Raw genomic sequence first — 15,441 nt, 5'->3', positions numbered from 1 at the left:
TGCCGGGAAGTCTGGTCGGCGACGCGCTGCGGCGCGATCTGCCGCCCCTGACGAAAGGACCCGTGTGTCCCTGCTCCGCTCCGCCCGCTTTCCAGCGATCATCCTCCTGGTCTCAGCGGTTCTCGCCCTCATTCTCGCCAACTCTCCGGCCGGGCCAGGGATCGCGGCCGTGAAGGACGCCTACGTGGGCATCCCCGGCGTCTTCGAGATGTCCGTCGGGCATTGGGTGCAGGACGGTCTTCTCGCCGTCTTCTTCTTCATCGTGGCGGTCGAGCTGCAGTTCGAACTCACCAACGGCGAGCTGAACTCGGCCCGCAAGGCCCTCCAGCCCGCGATCGCGGCGGCGGGCGGCGTGCTCGTCCCGATCGCCGTCTTCCTTCTCTTTGCGGCCGGATCCGATGCCTCCGACGGCTGGCCCATTCCCACCGCGACCGACATCGCATTCGCGCTGGGTGTTCTCGCCGTCTTCGGCAAGGGCCTGCCCTCCGGCATCCGGATCTTCCTGCTGGCCCTGGCCATCCTCGACGACATCGTCGGCATCGTGTTCATCGCCGTTCTCTTCACCGACGACGTCAATGTCGGCCTGCTCGCCCTGGCCGGAGTGACGGTGATCGTCTTCGGGATCCTCAGCCGTCAGCTCGATACGCGTGGTCGCATTCCGATCGCGATCATCCTGATCGTCCTCGCTGTCACCGCGTGGGTGCTCGTCTACCTGTCGGGCGTTCACGCGACCATCGCGGGCGTTGCTCTGGGGCTGGCGATGGCACAGCAGCCCGCACTGCGCGCGCGTCATGAGCTGGAGCCCTGGGTGAACGGGATCGTCCTGCCGCTGTTCGCGTTCTCGGCGGCGCTCGTCGTCATCCCGGCCGTCTCGCCGTCGCAGCTCTCGCCGGCGTTCTGGGGCATCCTGGTGGCATTGCCCGTCGGCAAGATCATCGGCATCTCGATCGCCGGCTGGATCTCGCTGCGCATCGGGAATCGCGGCGCGGCCCCGCATCTGTCGTTCGCCGACCTTCTCGCCGCCGGCGCACTCGGCGGCATCGGCTTCACCGTGTCGCTCCTGCTCTCCGAGCTCGCTTTCGCCGGTGCCCCGCTGGTCCGCGACGAGGCGACGCTGGGCGTCCTCGGCGGCTCGGTGATCTCGATCGTCCTGGCAGCGGTCCTCGTCGCGCTGCGCGCGCGCCACTACCGCCGGATCGATCCCTCTTCGCGCGGTGACGAGCTGCCGCGCATGGACGACCAGAAGGGTCAGATCGCATGACGGAGATCGCCGGTCGCCCCGACGCCCTGCGCGAGGCGGCAGACACGATGCGGGCGGTGCGAGACCGGTGCGTGTGGACGCAGCAGATCGATCACCGCGCGCTCGTGCCGTACCTGGTCGAAGAGAGCGCCGAGCTCATCGACGCCGTCGAGGAGGGTTCGCGCGCCGAGCTGCGCGAGGAGCTGGGCGACCTGCTGTGGCAGGTGCTCTTCCACGCCGAGATCGCCTCCCGGGACCCCGACGATCCGTTCGACATCGACGACGTCGCACGCGGGCTCACCGACAAGATGGTGCGGCGGCATCCGCATGTCTTCGGTGATGCGGTCGCGACGACGCCCGAAGAGGTGCTCGTGCACTGGAACGCCGCGAAGGCGGCCGAGAAGAGCGAACGCACGAGCGTCCTCGACGGCGTGAGCGAGCGGATGCCGTCGCTCGCGCTCGCCCAGAAGCTCATCGGCAAGGCGGCCCAGGTCGACGTCCCGACCCCCCGGTCGTTGAGCGAGGAGCGCAGGGACGAGACGAAACGCGCCGCGCCGACATCGGAGGCCGCGCTGGGCGACGCGCTCCTGAAGCTCGTGACCACGGCGCGGGCGAACGGATGGGATGCCGAGCGCGCACTGCGGGAGCGTCTGCGAAAGCTCGAGGAGGAGATCCGGTCGGCCGAGCGCACCCCGGCCGACCTGGAAGGATAGCTGCGTGGCATCCGTCAATCCGCCGCGCGGCATGCGCGACTTCCTCCCCGCTGAAAAGGCCCGTCGCGAGCGCGTGCTCGCCGTGATCCGCGAGCGCTATCGCGCGCACGGGTTCGACGAGATCGAGACCCCGGTGATGGAGGAGCACGGCCGCCTGCACGCCGGCATCGGCGGCGACAACGAGAAGCTCGCGTACAACGTGCTCAAGCGCGGCCTCGACGCCGACGCGATCCGGGCAGCCGCCGACGATCCGTCCGAGCTCACCGATCTGGGACTTCGCTACGACCTGACCGTGCCGCTCGCGCGGTTCTATGCGACAAACCGCGGGCAGCTGCCGCCGGTCTTCCGCTCGATCCAGATCGCTCCGGTGTGGCGCGCGGAGCGACCCCAGAAGGGCCGCTACCGCCAGTTCATGCAGTGCGACATCGACATGATCGGGGATGCCTCGTCCCGCGCCGAGGCCGAGCTCATCGTCGCGACGCTCGACACGCTCGACACGCTCGGACTCGAGGGCGGCAGCGTGCGCATCAACGACCGGCGCGTGCTGGACTGGATGCTCGACAGCCTCGGATTCCTCGTCGAGGAGCGGCCGGGCGTTCTCATCACGATCGACAAGCTCGACAAGCTGGGGCCGGCGGGCATCGTCGCCGAGCTGCGCGAGCGCGGCGCGACCCCCGCAGCCGTGGACGTTTTCGATGCTTTCCTGCACCGCCCGCAGACCCTCGAGTACAACGCGTACGGCGAGCGGCAGATCCGCAAGGCGCTCCCCGAGGGCGCCCCCGACGACATCGTCGCCCACCTCGTCGGCATCGGCGAAGCCGTCGCCGCGGCGCGGACGACCGACGGCGCCGAAGCCGCGATCCCCGGCGACATCCCGCTGGTGTTCGACCCGTTCCTGGTGCGCGGCATGGGGTACTACACGGGCACGATCTTCGAGCTCGCACACCCGTCCGTCACGTACTCGCTGGGCGGCGGCGGCCGCTACGACGGCATGATCGGCCGCTTCCTCGGGCAGGACGTGCCCGCCGTGGGATTCTCGATCGGCTTCGAGCGTCTTGTCGACCTCGTCGAAGGGCAGACGGATGCCGCGAGCCCGGCGGTGGTGCTCGTCCACGACCGCGACGTGCCCGACGGGCAGCTTCTCGCGCTCAAGGCCGCGCTGATCGCGGAGGGGTCGCGCGTGCGGCTGGAGCAGCGCACCAAGAACCTCAAGGCGCTGCTCGAGCGTGCAGCCTCCGACGGTTACACGGCGTTCGCGCCGGTCACGGCCGATACGACGCGCGAGGCGCTCGAGGTCAAGCCGCTCGCCTGAGCCGGACCGCGCGATAGGCGATGCCGGCGGCGACGACGATCACGCCTGCCGCGACCGACTGCCACGGGAGGGTCGCGGCGAGCACGAGGCATCCGATGCCGCCGATCACCTGGAGCGCGACGGGGTAGCGCCGCGCTCCGCCGCGCTGGCGGAAGGCCGCGACGTTCGCGACGAGGTAGTACAGCAGCACCCCGAAGGACGAGAAGCCGATCGCGCCACGCAGGTCGACGAACGCGACCAGCAGCAGGACGGCGGCCGCCACGGCGAGCTCGGCACGGTGCGGCACGTGCCAGCGCGGATGCACGCGTGCCAGCGCCACCGGCAGGTCGTGCTCGCGCGCCATCGCGAACGTCGTGCGGCTCACTCCGGCGATGAGTGCCAGCAGGGCGCCGAGGGATGCCGCTGCCGCCCCGACGCGGACCACGGGATCGACCCATCCCCAGCCCGACGCCGCCGCGGCGTCCGCGAGCGGCTGGGTGGATGCGGCGGTGCCGGCCGGCCCGAGGGCACCCAGCACCGCGACCGCGACCGCGATGTACACGGCGAGGGCGATGAGGAACGCGAGGACGATCGCGCGCGGGATGAGGCGCTGCGGGTCGCGCACCTCCTCGCCGAGCGTCGCGATGCGCGCATACCCGGCGAACGCGAAGAACAGCAGCCCCGCCGACTGCAGCGTGCCGTAGACGCCGCCTTCTCCGAGCGTGCCCGCGGTGAGCCAGCCGGGTGCGTCGGGGGCCGAGATGCTCGCCGTCACCCCCACGGCCAGAGTGAGCAGCACCCCGACCACGATGACGCGGGCGGCCTGGGCGGTGCGGGTGACACCGAACCAGTTCACGATCGTCAGCGCCGCGACGGTCGCGAGCGCGACCGGCCGTTCCCACCCCGGCGGAGCCGCGTACGCCGCGAAGGTCAGTGCCATCGCCGCGCAGCTGGCCGTCTTGCCGATCACGAAGCCCCAGCCGGCGGTGAAGCCCCACCACGGGCCGAGCTCGGCGCGGCCATACGCGTACGTGCCGCCCGACGTCGGGTGCGCCGCCGCCAGCTGCGCCGACGACGTGGCGTTGCCGAACGCGACGACGGCCGCGATCGCCAGGCCGATCAGCAAGCCGGTGCCCGCGGCATCCGCTGCCGGCCCCCACACCGCGAACACGCCGGCGCCGATCATCGCACCGAGGCCGATGAAGACGGCATCGGTCAGCCCGAGCCGTCGCTGGAGCGAAGGAGACGCCATGCGCGCACCTTATCCGGTCGCGGTGACGGCGATGGTGCCGGGTCGCGGGGGTGCGTCCCGGCCGGGCATGATCGTTGGATGGCGCTGCGTATCCATACCGTCCTGGCCCCGTTCGGGCCGGCGACCGCGATCGATCTGACCGACGCCCAGGTGGACGAGCTCGGCGGCGGCAAGCGCGCCGCGGTCGTCGTGGACATCGGCGGCCGCACCGCGCGGGTGCGGCTCGCGGTGATGGACGGCCGCAACGTGATCGGGTTGTCCAAGGCGGTGCGCGCGCAGCTGGGCGTGGACATCGGCGACGACGTGGATGCCACGATCTCGCTCGACACCGCCGAGCGGGAGGTCGAGGTGCCCGACGATCTCGCTGCGGCGCTCGATTCGGCAGCGGGCGTGCGGGCGGCATTCGAGGCCCTGTCGTACTCGCGCCGCAAGGAACTCGCGCGCGGCGTGGCCGAGGCCAAGCGACCCGAGACCCGCGAGCGCCGGATCGCCGCGGTGGTCGCGGACCTGACCGGCCCGTAGGCACGGCCGCGCGGTCGGCGCGGCCACCGGCGTCGGAGAACGGTCACCGGCGTGACGGCATCCGTTCACGTGGCCGTTGTGGGATGTCGGCATGGCTCGTGCGCGCGTCGTCTGGTCGCGCGGCGTCGTGATCGGCGCTGCCGGCGTCCTCGTCGGCGGGGGCGTCGCGCTCATCGGGGCGCGCGCTGTCCTGCGGCGACAGGCTGCGGTCGCCCGGCGCCGCATCGGCAAGCCGCTGGGGGAGGAGGCGCTGGACGCCGATCGCGTCTGGCGCCGGCGCTACGACGGCCCGCCGATCGAGCTGGTGGTGCTCGGCGACTCCATCGCCGCAGGCCTCGGCGCCGAGCGACGCAAGGACACGCTCGGGGCACGACTGGCGAAAGGGCTCGCCCGGTCCGCGCACCGGCCGGTGCGGCTGCGGACCGCGGCGATGGTCGGGGCAGAGTCGTCCCTCCTGCCGGCGCAGCTGGCGACCCTTCCCGACGACTATCGCCCCGACGTGGCCGTGGTCATCGTCGGCGGGAACGACGTCACCCACCGTGTGCCGATCCCGGTCGCGGTCGGGCACCTCGAGGACGCCGTCGTGCGGCTGCAGGCGCTGGGAGCCGGGGTGGTCGTGGGAACGTGTCCCGACCTGGGCGCACTGCGACCGGTGCCCCAACCACTCCGATCGCTCGGCTCGCGGCTGTCGAGGGCGCTCGCCGAGGCGCAGGCGCGGGCGGCAGAGCGGCACGGCGCGCGCGCGGTGTCGCTGCGGCGCGCGGTGGGACCGTTCTTCATCACCCAGCCCGACGAGATGTTCAGCCTGGATCGATTCCACCCGAGCGCGCTCGGCTACCGGCGCACGGCCGAGGCGCTGCTGCCGGCCGCTCTGGAGGTCCTGCCCACGGCGTAGCATCCACGCCTGCCGGGGGAGCGGGTCAGCCGGTGCTGACGGAGGCCGCCCACTCGGCGACGCGAGCCGCGCTCTCGTCCTCCGAAAGGTCCTCGACGCGGGTCATGATCGACCACCGCACGCCGAAGGGATCGCGGATGCTGGCGAAGCGATCGCCCGAGACGAAGGTGGAGGGCTCCTCGCGCACGGTCGCTCCGGCGGCGACGGCTCGTGCGGTGACGGCGTCGACGTCGGGCACGTAGATGCCGATCGAGTAGCAGTCGTCATCGCCTTCCGGCGCCGGAACGGTGCCGTACGCGGGGCTCGGGTCGCCGATCTGCAGCAGGCCGAGGCCGAAGTCCAGGCCCGCATGGACAACGACGCCGTCGAACTCGGTCACGTCGCTGACCCGCGCGCCGAAGACATCGCGATAGAACTCCAGAGCCGCCTTGGAGTTGCGGATCGCGAGGAACGGGGTGAGCGTCGTCGCGGCGTTCGGACGCCCGTCGGTCGTGTGCGCACCGGTCACGCCGGTGGTGTTCTCTGCATCTGTCATGTCCTCATCGTGCGCCGCGGCCTCCTCGGCGCGCTTGGAGATTCGCGACAACCTGTGACGTCGGCGCCGCGCACTAGCGTGGGCGGCGTGACCGACCCTTCGCACGCGATCGATCCCTCCCGCGGCGTGCTCTTCCCCGACCGGCTGCCGCGCTTCACGCGCCTTCCGCCGCAGGCAGAGGCATCCGGTCTCGTCTCGTGGTTCTGGGTCCCGCAGTGGGACCTCCCGGACGGCGTCGAGACGCGTCAGCCGATCCTGGGCTACCCGGCTGCCAACCTGGCCGTCGAACCCGACGGCGTCACTCTGTGGGGTGCGACGACACGGGCGTCCGAGCGCGTGCTGAAGGGCAGCGGCTGGGCGGTGGGAGCACTGCTGCGCCCAGCGGCCCTCGCGCGCCTGGCGTCATCGCCGAGCGAGCTGGTCGACGCTTTCGTCGCGTTGGACGCACCCGAGATGCATGCCGCCGTCGTGGCGGCGATGCCCGACGTGAAGGCGGCGACACTCGTGGTGTCGTCGTGGCTCGTCCGGCGGGCGGGGCCGCCCGGTGCTGAAGGCCGCCTCGCGAACGACATGGCGGATCTGCTCATGACCGACCCCCGGATCCTGCGCGTCGAGGACGCGGCCGAGCAGCTGCGGGTCTCGGTGCGCACGCTGCAGCGTCTCGCGCATCGGGCGGTAGGACTTTCGCCCGCGGCGATGATCCGTCGCCGGCGGCTGCAAGAGGCCGCGCAGCGCGTGCGCGAGGACGCCGGGGTGCTGCTGGCAGACGTCGCCGCCGAGCTCGGCTACGCCGACCAGGCGCACCTCGCGAACGACTTCCGCACGGTGCTCGGGCTCACGCCGTCCGAGTATCGCGCCGCCACGTGATCTCGCGGTCTGCGCTCACGCGCTCCCCGTCGCCTGCGTGACGCGCTTCTTCTCGCGCACGTAGACCTCGCGACGCACGCGGGCGACGACGTCCCCTTCGGCATCCGTGATGTCGGTCTCGAACCATTCGAGCACCTTCGCGCCACCGCGGGCTCGCTCACGAAGCTCCTCGGCCTTCTCCCGAGGCACCTCGAAATGCGCCGTCAGCACGCCGCGACCCGGCTTGACGAACTCGATCTCGCCACGGGTGTCCCAGACGACGTAGTCACGGCCGAGCTGGTGCATCACGAGCATGAAGAAGTACGGATCGGTCATGGCCGACATCGATCCGCCGAACGCGGTCTTCACGTAGTTGCGGGTGACCAGATTCACGTGCAGCTCGACTGTCGCGCTCGTCCAGTCCTCGGCGAACCTGCGGACGCGGATGCCGCTCCACAGGTTGGGGGCCCACAGGCTCATTCCGACGGCAAGACGACGAGGGGTCACGCGCATGCGCAGAATGCTGGCGCATTCGCACGCGAGGATTCCAATCCGTTGTCGACGACCCACAATCGACGCGAGTTGCTGTCCGGAACTGTTCTAGTTGTTATAGAATAGTCGCGTGCTGATCCGAATCGACCCGACCAGCGATGACCCGCTGTTCGCGCAGGTGGCCGCCTCGGTGAGAGCGGATGCCGCAGCCGGCCGCCTGCGCCCTGGTGACCGGCTGCCGTCGGCCCGGGAGGTGGCCGAGGCGCTCGGCGTGAATCTCCACACCGTGCTGCGTGCCTACCAGGACCTCCGTGATGAGGGCCTGGTCGACATGCGGCGCGGGCGCGGAGCGGTTCTGACCGACGCCGCGCTGCCGCTCTCGCAGCTGAACGACGACATCGCAGCGCTCGCGGCCCGCGCGAAGGCGCTGGGCCTGTCGGCCGACACACTCGCCTCACTCGTGAAGGAGCAACGATGACCACGACATCCGCAGCCGACGTCCGCCGCGCCCGCCGCGCCTACCTCGCCGTCGCGACCTGGATCCCGATCGCAATGACGTCGGTCGCCGTCGCGCTGATGATCATGTGGCTGGGCGACGTGCCGGCCAGCATCGCCGTCCACTGGGGCCCGGGCGGCGCGCCGGACCGGTTCGGACCCGCGTGGTCGTCGCCGCTGCTGGCGGCGATCCTCGGCTACGGACTGGCCGGGCTCTTCGCGGGCATCGGGGCCGGTGGGAGCCGATCGGGAGAGTGGGGGCCGGTGCTGCGCTTCCTGGGTGCGCTGAGCTGCGGCCTGTCGTTCTTCCTCGCGACGCTCATCACCGTCGCCCTCGCGGTGCAGCGCGGACTGGCCGACGCCGCCGATGCGCCCAGCATCCTGATCCCGCTCGCGATCGCCGCCGGCGCGGGGATCATCACCGGAATCAGCGCGTGGTTCCTGCAGCCGGCGGTGGCCGTCAGCGGCGGATCGGCGGCGACGCCGGCCTCGGCGCTGGCCCTCGGGCCCGGTGAGCGCGCGGTCTGGTTGCGCACGGCGACGATGGCGCGGCCCGCGATCATCGCGATCATCGGCGTGACGCTGCTCATGGCGGCGCTCGCGATCACGAGCGGACTGGCCGGCGGCGAGCTGTGGTGGCTCTTCACCGCGCTCGCGGTGCTGTTCGCGATCCTGTCCGCCACGACGTGCGTCTTCCGCGTCCGGGTGTCAGAAGCGGGACTGCGGGTGACCTCGATCGCCGGATTCCCCCGGTTCGGCGTGGCATCGGCGGACGTCGCCGGCGTCTCTGTCGTGAATGTGGCACCGGTGGCCGACTTCGGTGGCTGGGGGATCCGCTCGGGTCTGGACGGGCGCTTCGGGATCGTGCTGCGAGGGGGCGAGGCGATCCAGGTCGCTCGCCGCAGCGGCGGTCCGTTCGTCGTCACCGTCGACGATGCGGCGACGGGGGCGGCGGTGCTGTCGGCGCTCGCCGCACGCGAGACCGCGGCTCGTCCTTGACGGGGGCGCCCGCCGCTTGTTGGCTGGGCTCATGAGCGAGCCGACCCCTGACGTGTGGCGACGCGTCGACACGTACCTGACCGACACGCTCGTCGGGCACGACCCGAACCTCGAGCAGGCCGTCGCCGACCAGAACGCCGCCGGCCTTCCGCCGATCGAGGTGGCGCCCGTCAACGGCAAGCTCCTGCACCTCCTCGCGCGCATGAGTGGCGCGAAGCGCGTGCTCGAGATCGGCACACTCGGCGCGTACTCCACGATCTGGCTGGCGCGCGGGATCCCGGATGACGGGCGCGTGGTGACCATCGAGGCCGAGCCCCGCATCGCCGACATCGCACGCGCCAATCTCGACCGAGCCGGCGTCGGCCAGAAGGTGGAGATCAGGCTGGGCCGCGGCGCCGACGTGCTGCCGACGCTTGCCGAGGGGATCGTGAGCGGAAGCTCCGACCCGTTCGACCTGGTCTTCATCGACGCCGACAAGGAGTCCAACACCGTCTACCTCGACTGGGCGGCGCGGCTCGGACGCCCGGGAACGGTCGTCGTGGTCGACAACACCGTCCGCGGGGGAGAGGTGGCCAACCCCGCGACCGAGAGCGCGCAGATCATCGGCGTGCAGCGCGGGCTCGAGATGCTCGGGCGGGACCCGCGGTTCGACGCCACAGCGATCCAGACTCTCGATGCGAAGGGCTACGACGGGATCGCGATCGCGCTGGTGGTGTGACCTGTATGCCTGTGGCCGCGCCATGCGGATCACTAGACTCGGGTGCGGACCGACGATGCTCCGACGAACCACCCTCCACAAGCAAGGAGTCCCTCAGTGGCACTGATCGAGGCTGTAGGCGCGCGCGAGATCCTCGACTCGCGCGGAAACCCGACCGTCGAAGTGGAGGTGCTGCTCGACGACGGAATCGTCCAGCGCGCCGCCGTTCCCTCCGGCGCGTCCACCGGCGCCTTCGAGGCGTACGAGCTTCGTGACGGCGACAAGAGCCGCTACGGCGGCAAGGGCGTTCTGAAGGCCGTCGCCGCCGTCATCGACGAGCTCGGCCCGGCGATCGAAGGTGTCGAGGCGAGCGAGCAGCGCGTCATCGATGAGATCCTCATCGAGACCGACGGCACCGAGAACAAGTCGCGCACCGGCGCGAACGCGATCCTGGGCGTCTCGCTCGCCGTCGCCAAGGCCGCCGCCGACTCCGCCGACCTGCCGCTGTTCCGCTACCTCGGCGGCCCCAACGCGCACGTCCTCCCGGTACCGCTCTTCAACGTCATCAACGGCGGATCGCACGCCGACAACGGCATCGACATGCAGGAGTTCTTCCTGGCCCCGATCGGCGCCGAGACGTTCTCGGAGTCGCTGCGGTGGGGGACCGAGGTCTACCACGTCCTCAAGGGCGAGCTGAAGGCCGCCGGCTTCGCGACGGGCCTGGGCGACGAAGGCGGCTTCGCCCCCGATCTGCCGAACAACCGCGAGGGCCTGGACTTCCTCGTGAAGGCGATCGAGAAGGCGGGCTTCACACCCGGCACCGAGATCGCACTGGGTCTCGACGTCGCGGCGACCGAGTTCTTCAACGACGGCGTGTACCGCCTGGACGACAAGGACTGGACGGCCGCAGAGCTCACCGAGTACTACGTCGGCCTGGTCAATGACTACCCGATCGTCACGATCGAGGACGCGCTGGCCGAGGACGACTGGGACAACTGGAAGGCACTCACCGACGCGCTCGGGTCGAAGATCCAGCTCGTCGGCGACGACCTGTTCGTCACCAACCCGACACGCCTGGCCGACGGCATCGCTCGTGGCGTGGCCAACTCGCTGCTCGTCAAGGTGAACCAGATCGGCACGCTGTCCGAGACGCTGGACGCCGTCGACATGGCGCACCGCGCCGGCTACACCGCGATGATCTCGCACCGTTCGGGCGAGACCGAGGACACCACCATCGCCGACCTCGTGGTCGCAACGGGCGCGGGTCAGATCAAGAGCGGCGCGCCCGCCCGGAGCGAGCGCGTCGCGAAATACAATCAGCTTCTGCGCATCGAGGAAGAGCTGGGCGACGCCGCGACGTTCATCGGCCGGGCCGCCTTCCCGCGCTACAAGGGCTGACGCGACGACGGATGACGAGAGGGGGAGCCGTGGCGAACACGACGGCTCCCTCTTCCCGTCCCGCCGGTGCCGCGCGCCCGCCGCGGCAGCGCCCTCCGCGACGACCGGTGGATGTGCGGGAGTGGCTCGGCGGCATCCGGCTGTCGGGCTTCATGGTCATCATGCTCGGTCTGGTCGTCCTGGCCGCATTCGTGCTGGTGCCCACGATCGGCACGTACGTCGATCAGCGGCAGCAGATCGCGGCGCTCGAGGCGGCGGTGCAGCTCAGCCGCGATCAGGTCGAAGAGCTCGAGTCGCAGCGCGAGCGCTGGAACGATCCCGCGTACATCACCACGCAGGCGCGCGAGCGTCTGTACTACGTCAAGCCCGGCGAAGTGATCTATCTCGTCGACGACGATCTGCCTCCCGAGCTCGAGCCGCAGGAGCAGGCGCCCGTGAGCGATGACGTCGAGCAGACCCGGACCGACTGGATGTCGCAGCTCGTGCGGTCGGTGACCGAGGCAGGCCTCGCGCAGACCGTCGCACCGGTCACGGTCGGCGTCCCCGATCCCGGCTCCACGCCGACACCCTGACGTGCGGCGCGGTCCAGCGCCGTCCCAGGCGTCGCCGGTACTCTGACCACGACTGTCTCGACCCCCGCGACCTGGAGGCCCCTGTGACGACCCCGCCGTTCCCCGCGGTCAGCGAGGCCGACCTCGCCGTGCTGCGCGAGCAGCTCGGCCGCCCCGCGAGAGGCGTGATCGGCGTTGCGGCGCGCTGCGTGTGCGGCAACCCGACGGTGGTGGCCACCTCGCCCCGGCTGCCCGACGGCACCCCTTTCCCCACGTTCTACTACCTGACGCATCCCGCGGCCACGGCGGCCATGTCCGTGCTCGAAGCCGATCACGTCATGCGCGCCTTCAACGATGAGCTCGCCGCCGACGAGGACCTCGCCGTCGCCTATGCGCAGGCCCACGCTGCGTATCTGCGGGATCGCGCCGAGTACGGCGAGGTCGAAGAGATCTCGGGGATCTCGGCGGGAGGCATGCCGACGCGGGTGAAATGCCTGCACGCTCTGGCAGGACACGCCCTCGCGGCCGGTCCCGGGGTCAACCCCATCGGCGACCGCGCGCTGGCGATGTCGACGTGGTCGCCGCAGCGCTGCGTGTGCGCGCAGCCGGGAACGTCCGGATGACACGGCGCCTGCTCGCCGCGGCGGCCGCGGGACTCGCGCTCAGCCTCGCGGTGGCGCCTTCGGCGGCCGCGCAGGCGTCGACGCCGCCCGCGGTCGCGCCGACGCCGCCGGCCGAGGACCCGGTCCGCGCCGCGGAGTACTGGCTCGAGGACTACGGGATCGAGAAGGCGTGGGAGACCACGCGCGGTGCTGGCGTCACGATCGCCGTCATCGACACGGGCATCGCGCGCGGCCCGGTCGAGTTCACAGGAGCCGTGAGCGGGGGCACCGACGTATCGGGTGTCGGCTCGGACGACGGGCGTACTCCCGTCGGGGCCGTCGACGCCGACCACGGTAGCTGGGTCGCCTCGCTCGCTGCGGGCCGGGGCACCGGTCCCGACACCGGCATGATCGGCGTCGCGCCGGAGGCGCAGCTGCTGTCGGTCTCGGTCGGCTTCGGCTCGACGGCCACGCGTCCCTTCGCCGACCAGATCGCCGAGGCGATCCGGTGGTCGGTTGACCATGGCGCCGACATCATCAACATGTCGCTCACGACGAACGTGCCCGACTGGCCCGAGAGCTGGGACGACGCGTTCCTCTACGCGTTCGAGAACGACGTCGTGGTGGTCGTCGCCGCCGGAAACCGGGCGAGCGGCACCACCCGGGTGGGTGCCCCTGCCACGATCCCGGGGGTGCTGACCGTGGCCGGTGTCGACCCGCAGGGCAACGCGAGCGTCGACGCGTCCACACAGGGCATCACGATCGGCGTGGCCGCACCGAGCGAGGAGCTGCTGGGGGTTTCGGCCGACGGCCAGATCGTCGTGTGGGACGGCACGAGCGGCGCGGCCCCGATCGTCGCAGGCATCGCGGCACTCGTGCGCGCGGCGCACCCCGACCTCGACGCCGACAACGTGATCAATCGCATCGTCCGCACGGCGCGCCCGCCGGCCGGTGCCACGGAATCCGATCCACTTCTGTACGGCAACGGACTGGTGGATGCCGCGGCAGCGGTCTCGGCGTCGGTGCCAAAGGTGGACTCGAACCCGATGGGGAGCCTCGAGGAATGGGTGCTGGTCTATCGTCGCGCGCAGAGCGAGCCGCGCCCGGCGGAGCCGGAGCCGACCGTGGATGTTCCGGCGCTCCCGCCCGCCGAACCGGCCGAGCGGGCGTCCTCGCCGTTGCTTCCCGATGCCGACACCCTGCTGTACGGCACGCTGCCGCTCACTGCCGCCACAGCGGCGGCTATACTGGTGGCGCTCGGCGTCACCGCAGCTGTCCGACGCATCCGATTGGCGTCCCGCACGCCGAGCCGCTGACACAGGAGGAGTTCTCCACTCGTGACCAACACCGTGCCCAAGATCCTTATCGTCGGTGGCGGCTACGCAGGCTTCTACACTGCCTGGAAGCTCGAGAAGCAGTTGCGCAAGGGTGAGGCCGACGTGACGATCGTCGATCCGCTGCCGTATATGACGTATCAGCCCTTCCTTCCGGAGGTGGCGGCGGGCTCGATCGAGGCTCGTCATTCCGTGGTGGCGCTGCGTCGGCACCTCAAGCGCACGCACGTGGTGGCCGCGAAGGTCACCGGCATCAATCACGCCGGCAAGGTCGCCACGATCACGCCCATCGCGGGTGAGCCGTATGAGTTCGAATACGACCAGATCGTGGTGACTGCCGGTGCCGTCTCGCGCACCTTCCCGATCCCCGGCATCGCCGACAACGCGATCGGCCTCAAGACGATCGAGGAGGCTGTCGCGATCCGCGACAAGCTGATGTCGAACTTCGACAAGGCCTCGGTGCTTCCTCCCGGTCCCGAGCGTGACCGGCTGCTGACGGTCGTCGTGGTCGGCGGCGGTTTCGCCGGTATCGAGGTGTTCGCCGAGCTGCGGTCGCTGGCCTCGTCACTGGTGAAGAGCTACCCGGGGATCACGTTCGATGACACGCACTTCCACCTCATCGAGGCGATGGGCCGCATCATGCCCGAGGTGTCGCTGAAGACGAGCGAGTGGGTGCTGAAGAATCTCGCCAAGCGCGGCGCGTCGGTCCACCTCGACACGCAGGTCACCGGCGCGGTCGACGGCAACGTCGAGCTGTCCACCGGTGAGGTGCTGCCGACGGATCTGATCATCTGGACCGCGGGTGTGATGGCCAACCCGACCGTGGTGCGCGGCGGCGATCTTCCGGTGGAGGAGCGTGGCCGCATCCGCACCCGCGCGGACCTGCGGGTGGGCAGCGAGGACGAGATCGTCGAGGGCGCGTGGGCCGCGGGTGATGTGGCGGCCGTGCCCGATCTGTCCGGCGGGGGCGTCGGCGGCTACTGCGTGCCCAACGCGCAGCACGCCGTGCGCCAGGCCAAGCTGCTGGCAAAGAACCTCGTCGGGGTGCTGCGTGGCGAGCTGCCACGCGAGTACTTCCACAAGAACCTGGGCGCCGTCGCGGGCCTGGGCCTGTGGGTCGGTGTCTTCCAGTCCGGCAAGCTCGCACTCACGGGACCCATCGCGTGGCTCGCCCACCGCGGCTACCACGGCCTGGCGATGCCGTCGTGGGAGCGCAAGTGGCGTGTGCTGTGGGGCTGGTGGAACAACTTCTGGCTCGGTCGCGACCTGGTCAACCTGTCCACCGTGCAGAGCCCCCGCTACGTGTTCGAGGAGTTCGCGGCGCGCCCGCGTCCGGTTCAGCCCGCGGTCACTCCGCCGGCCGAGCCTCGCGGCGCCGGCAAGCAGGCGGATCAGCCCGAGAAGGTCGAAGCAGACAAGGTGTCGGCCAGCCGCTGAGACCGCGTCCTGCAGCGTCTGACGGTAGCCTGAGGGCGGTCGATCCCGCTCCGGGGTTCGACCGCGCCCCCGTAGCCCAATCGGCAGAGGCAGGCGACTTAAAATCGCTTCAGTCTGGGTTCGAGTCCCAGCGGGGGTACGG

17 protein-coding genes and 1 tRNA gene are annotated in these 15,441 nt (G+C 70.9%); 15 read left to right on the top strand and 3 right to left on the bottom strand.

All coding sequences use genetic code 11. From position 1 onward, the window contains the following. Window positions 1-64: 64 nt before the first annotated feature. The 3 genes from HF576_RS00505 to hisS are packed head-to-tail and all read left to right on the top strand — an operon-like array spanning window position 65 to window position 3,265. Entirely contained in the window at window positions 65-1,261 is a 1,197-nt protein-coding gene (locus tag HF576_RS00505; RefSeq protein ID WP_168910843.1) for a Na+/H+ antiporter NhaA, read from the top strand. Beyond that, complete coding sequence (locus tag HF576_RS00500; protein WP_168910842.1) at window positions 1,258-1,953, top strand: nucleoside triphosphate pyrophosphohydrolase; 696 nt, start codon at window positions 1,258-1,260, stop codon at window positions 1,951-1,953. Before HF576_RS00505 ends, HF576_RS00500 begins: the two co-directional genes overlap by 4 nt. A 31-nt stretch (window positions 1,954-1,984) precedes the next feature. Beyond that, the gene (gene hisS / locus HF576_RS00495; protein ID WP_240948658.1) at window positions 1,985-3,265 is read left to right on the top strand and encodes a histidine--tRNA ligase; all 1,281 of its coding nucleotides are present in this window, start codon (window positions 1,985-1,987) and stop codon (window positions 3,263-3,265) included. Here hisS and HF576_RS00490 read toward each other — a convergent pair. Beyond that, a complete protein-coding gene (locus tag HF576_RS00490; RefSeq protein ID WP_168910840.1) occupies window positions 3,249-4,496 on the bottom strand; it encodes an APC family permease in 1,248 nt (415 codons plus the stop codon). The two genes, hisS and HF576_RS00490, sit on opposite strands and share 17 nt — an antisense overlap. 78 nt (window positions 4,497-4,574) lie before the next feature. Between HF576_RS00490 and HF576_RS00485 the strand changes: the two genes are divergently transcribed. Both HF576_RS00485 and HF576_RS00480 read left to right on the top strand, forming a co-directional pair. Further along, entirely contained in the window at window positions 4,575-5,018 is a 444-nt protein-coding gene (locus tag HF576_RS00485) for a YdeI/OmpD-associated family protein (RefSeq protein WP_168910839.1), read from the top strand. A 91-nt stretch (window positions 5,019-5,109) separates the two neighbouring features. Next, entirely contained in the window at window positions 5,110-5,913 is an 804-nt protein-coding gene (locus HF576_RS00480; protein WP_168910838.1) for an SGNH/GDSL hydrolase family protein, read from the top strand. Between the two features lie 25 nt (window positions 5,914-5,938). Here HF576_RS00480 and HF576_RS00475 read toward each other — a convergent pair whose 3' ends face one another. After that, window positions 5,939-6,448, bottom strand: coding sequence for a VOC family protein (locus HF576_RS00475; protein ID WP_168910837.1), 510 nt, complete (start codon window positions 6,446-6,448; stop codon window positions 5,939-5,941). Window positions 6,449-6,535: 87 nt separating this feature from the next. Here HF576_RS00475 and HF576_RS00470 point away from each other — a divergent pair, with 87 nt between their 5' ends. Continuing rightward, on the top strand, window positions 6,536-7,315 hold the full coding sequence (locus tag HF576_RS00470; protein WP_168910836.1) for a helix-turn-helix domain-containing protein: 780 nt from the start codon (window positions 6,536-6,538) through the stop codon (window positions 7,313-7,315). A 15-nt stretch (window positions 7,316-7,330) separates the two neighbouring features. Here HF576_RS00470 and HF576_RS00465 read toward each other — a convergent pair whose 3' ends face one another. Then, window positions 7,331-7,807 (bottom strand): DUF4442 domain-containing protein, encoded by a 477-nt coding sequence (locus HF576_RS00465; RefSeq protein ID WP_168910835.1) that lies wholly within the window; start codon window positions 7,805-7,807, stop codon window positions 7,331-7,333. Between the two features lie 109 nt (window positions 7,808-7,916). On the opposite strand from HF576_RS00465, the gene HF576_RS00460 reads away from it, so the two are divergent. The 9 genes from HF576_RS00460 to HF576_RS00420 all read left to right on the top strand — a co-directional run bounded on the left by HF576_RS00460 (window position 7,917) and on the right by HF576_RS00420 (window position 15,438). After that, a complete protein-coding gene (locus tag HF576_RS00460) occupies window positions 7,917-8,264 on the top strand; it encodes a GntR family transcriptional regulator (protein WP_168910834.1) in 348 nt (115 codons plus the stop codon). Then, window positions 8,261-9,280, top strand: coding sequence for a DUF1648 domain-containing protein (locus HF576_RS00455; RefSeq protein WP_168910833.1), 1,020 nt, complete (start codon window positions 8,261-8,263; stop codon window positions 9,278-9,280). Before HF576_RS00460 ends, HF576_RS00455 begins: the two co-directional genes overlap by 4 nt. A 31-nt stretch (window positions 9,281-9,311) precedes the next feature. Then, the gene (locus tag HF576_RS00450) at window positions 9,312-9,998 is read left to right on the top strand and encodes an O-methyltransferase (RefSeq protein ID WP_168910832.1); all 687 of its coding nucleotides are present in this window, start codon (window positions 9,312-9,314) and stop codon (window positions 9,996-9,998) included. Window positions 9,999-10,094: 96 nt separating this feature from the next. Then, a complete protein-coding gene (gene eno / locus HF576_RS00445) occupies window positions 10,095-11,375 on the top strand; it encodes a phosphopyruvate hydratase (RefSeq protein WP_168910831.1) in 1,281 nt (426 codons plus the stop codon). 29 nt (window positions 11,376-11,404) lie between these two features. Further along, entirely contained in the window at window positions 11,405-11,947 is a 543-nt protein-coding gene (locus HF576_RS00440) for an FtsB family cell division protein (RefSeq protein ID WP_343234130.1), read from the top strand. Between the two features lie 83 nt (window positions 11,948-12,030). Next, the gene (locus tag HF576_RS00435) at window positions 12,031-12,549 is read left to right on the top strand and encodes a DUF501 domain-containing protein (RefSeq protein WP_168910830.1); all 519 of its coding nucleotides are present in this window, start codon (window positions 12,031-12,033) and stop codon (window positions 12,547-12,549) included. Then, the gene (locus tag HF576_RS00430) at window positions 12,546-13,844 is read left to right on the top strand and encodes a S8 family peptidase (protein WP_168910829.1); all 1,299 of its coding nucleotides are present in this window, start codon (window positions 12,546-12,548) and stop codon (window positions 13,842-13,844) included. Before HF576_RS00435 ends, HF576_RS00430 begins: the two co-directional genes overlap by 4 nt. Before the next feature lie 33 nt (window positions 13,845-13,877). Beyond that, entirely contained in the window at window positions 13,878-15,299 is a 1,422-nt protein-coding gene (locus tag HF576_RS00425; RefSeq protein WP_168912001.1) for an FAD-dependent oxidoreductase, read from the top strand. Between the two features lie 65 nt (window positions 15,300-15,364). Continuing rightward, window positions 15,365-15,438: transfer RNA gene (locus HF576_RS00420), tRNA-Leu, on the top strand. The last annotated feature ends 3 nt before the right edge of the window (window positions 15,439-15,441 follow it).

Origin of the sequence: Microbacterium salsuginis, from assembly GCF_012524205.1 — a bacterium.
Classification (GTDB): Bacteria; Actinomycetota; Actinomycetes; order Actinomycetales; family Microbacteriaceae; genus Microbacterium; species Microbacterium salsuginis.
Note: the sequence above shows the minus strand (reverse complement) of the source record. Positions and strands in the feature narration are given on the sequence as shown.

Coding starts and splice junctions, on each gene's coding strand:
- HF576_RS00500 (WP_168910842.1), top strand. CDS start 1,258: ATGACGGAGATCGCCGGTCGCCCCGACGCCCTGCGCGAGGCGGCAGAC.
- hisS (WP_240948658.1), top strand. CDS start 1,985: ATGCGCGACTTCCTCCCCGCTGAAAAGGCCCGTCGCGAGCGCGTGCTC.
- HF576_RS00490 (WP_168910840.1), bottom strand. CDS start 4,496: ATGGCGTCTCCTTCGCTCCAGCGACGGCTCGGGCTGACCGATGCCGTC.
- HF576_RS00485 (WP_168910839.1), top strand. CDS start 4,575: ATGGCGCTGCGTATCCATACCGTCCTGGCCCCGTTCGGGCCGGCGACC.
- HF576_RS00480 (WP_168910838.1), top strand. CDS start 5,110: ATGGCTCGTGCGCGCGTCGTCTGGTCGCGCGGCGTCGTGATCGGCGCT.
- HF576_RS00475 (WP_168910837.1), bottom strand. CDS start 6,448: ATGACAGATGCAGAGAACACCACCGGCGTGACCGGTGCGCACACGACC.
- HF576_RS00465 (WP_168910835.1), bottom strand. CDS start 7,807: ATGCGCGTGACCCCTCGTCGTCTTGCCGTCGGAATGAGCCTGTGGGCC.
- HF576_RS00455 (WP_168910833.1), top strand. CDS start 8,261: ATGACCACGACATCCGCAGCCGACGTCCGCCGCGCCCGCCGCGCCTAC.
- HF576_RS00450 (WP_168910832.1), top strand. CDS start 9,312: ATGAGCGAGCCGACCCCTGACGTGTGGCGACGCGTCGACACGTACCTG.
- HF576_RS00430 (WP_168910829.1), top strand. CDS start 12,546: ATGACACGGCGCCTGCTCGCCGCGGCGGCCGCGGGACTCGCGCTCAGC.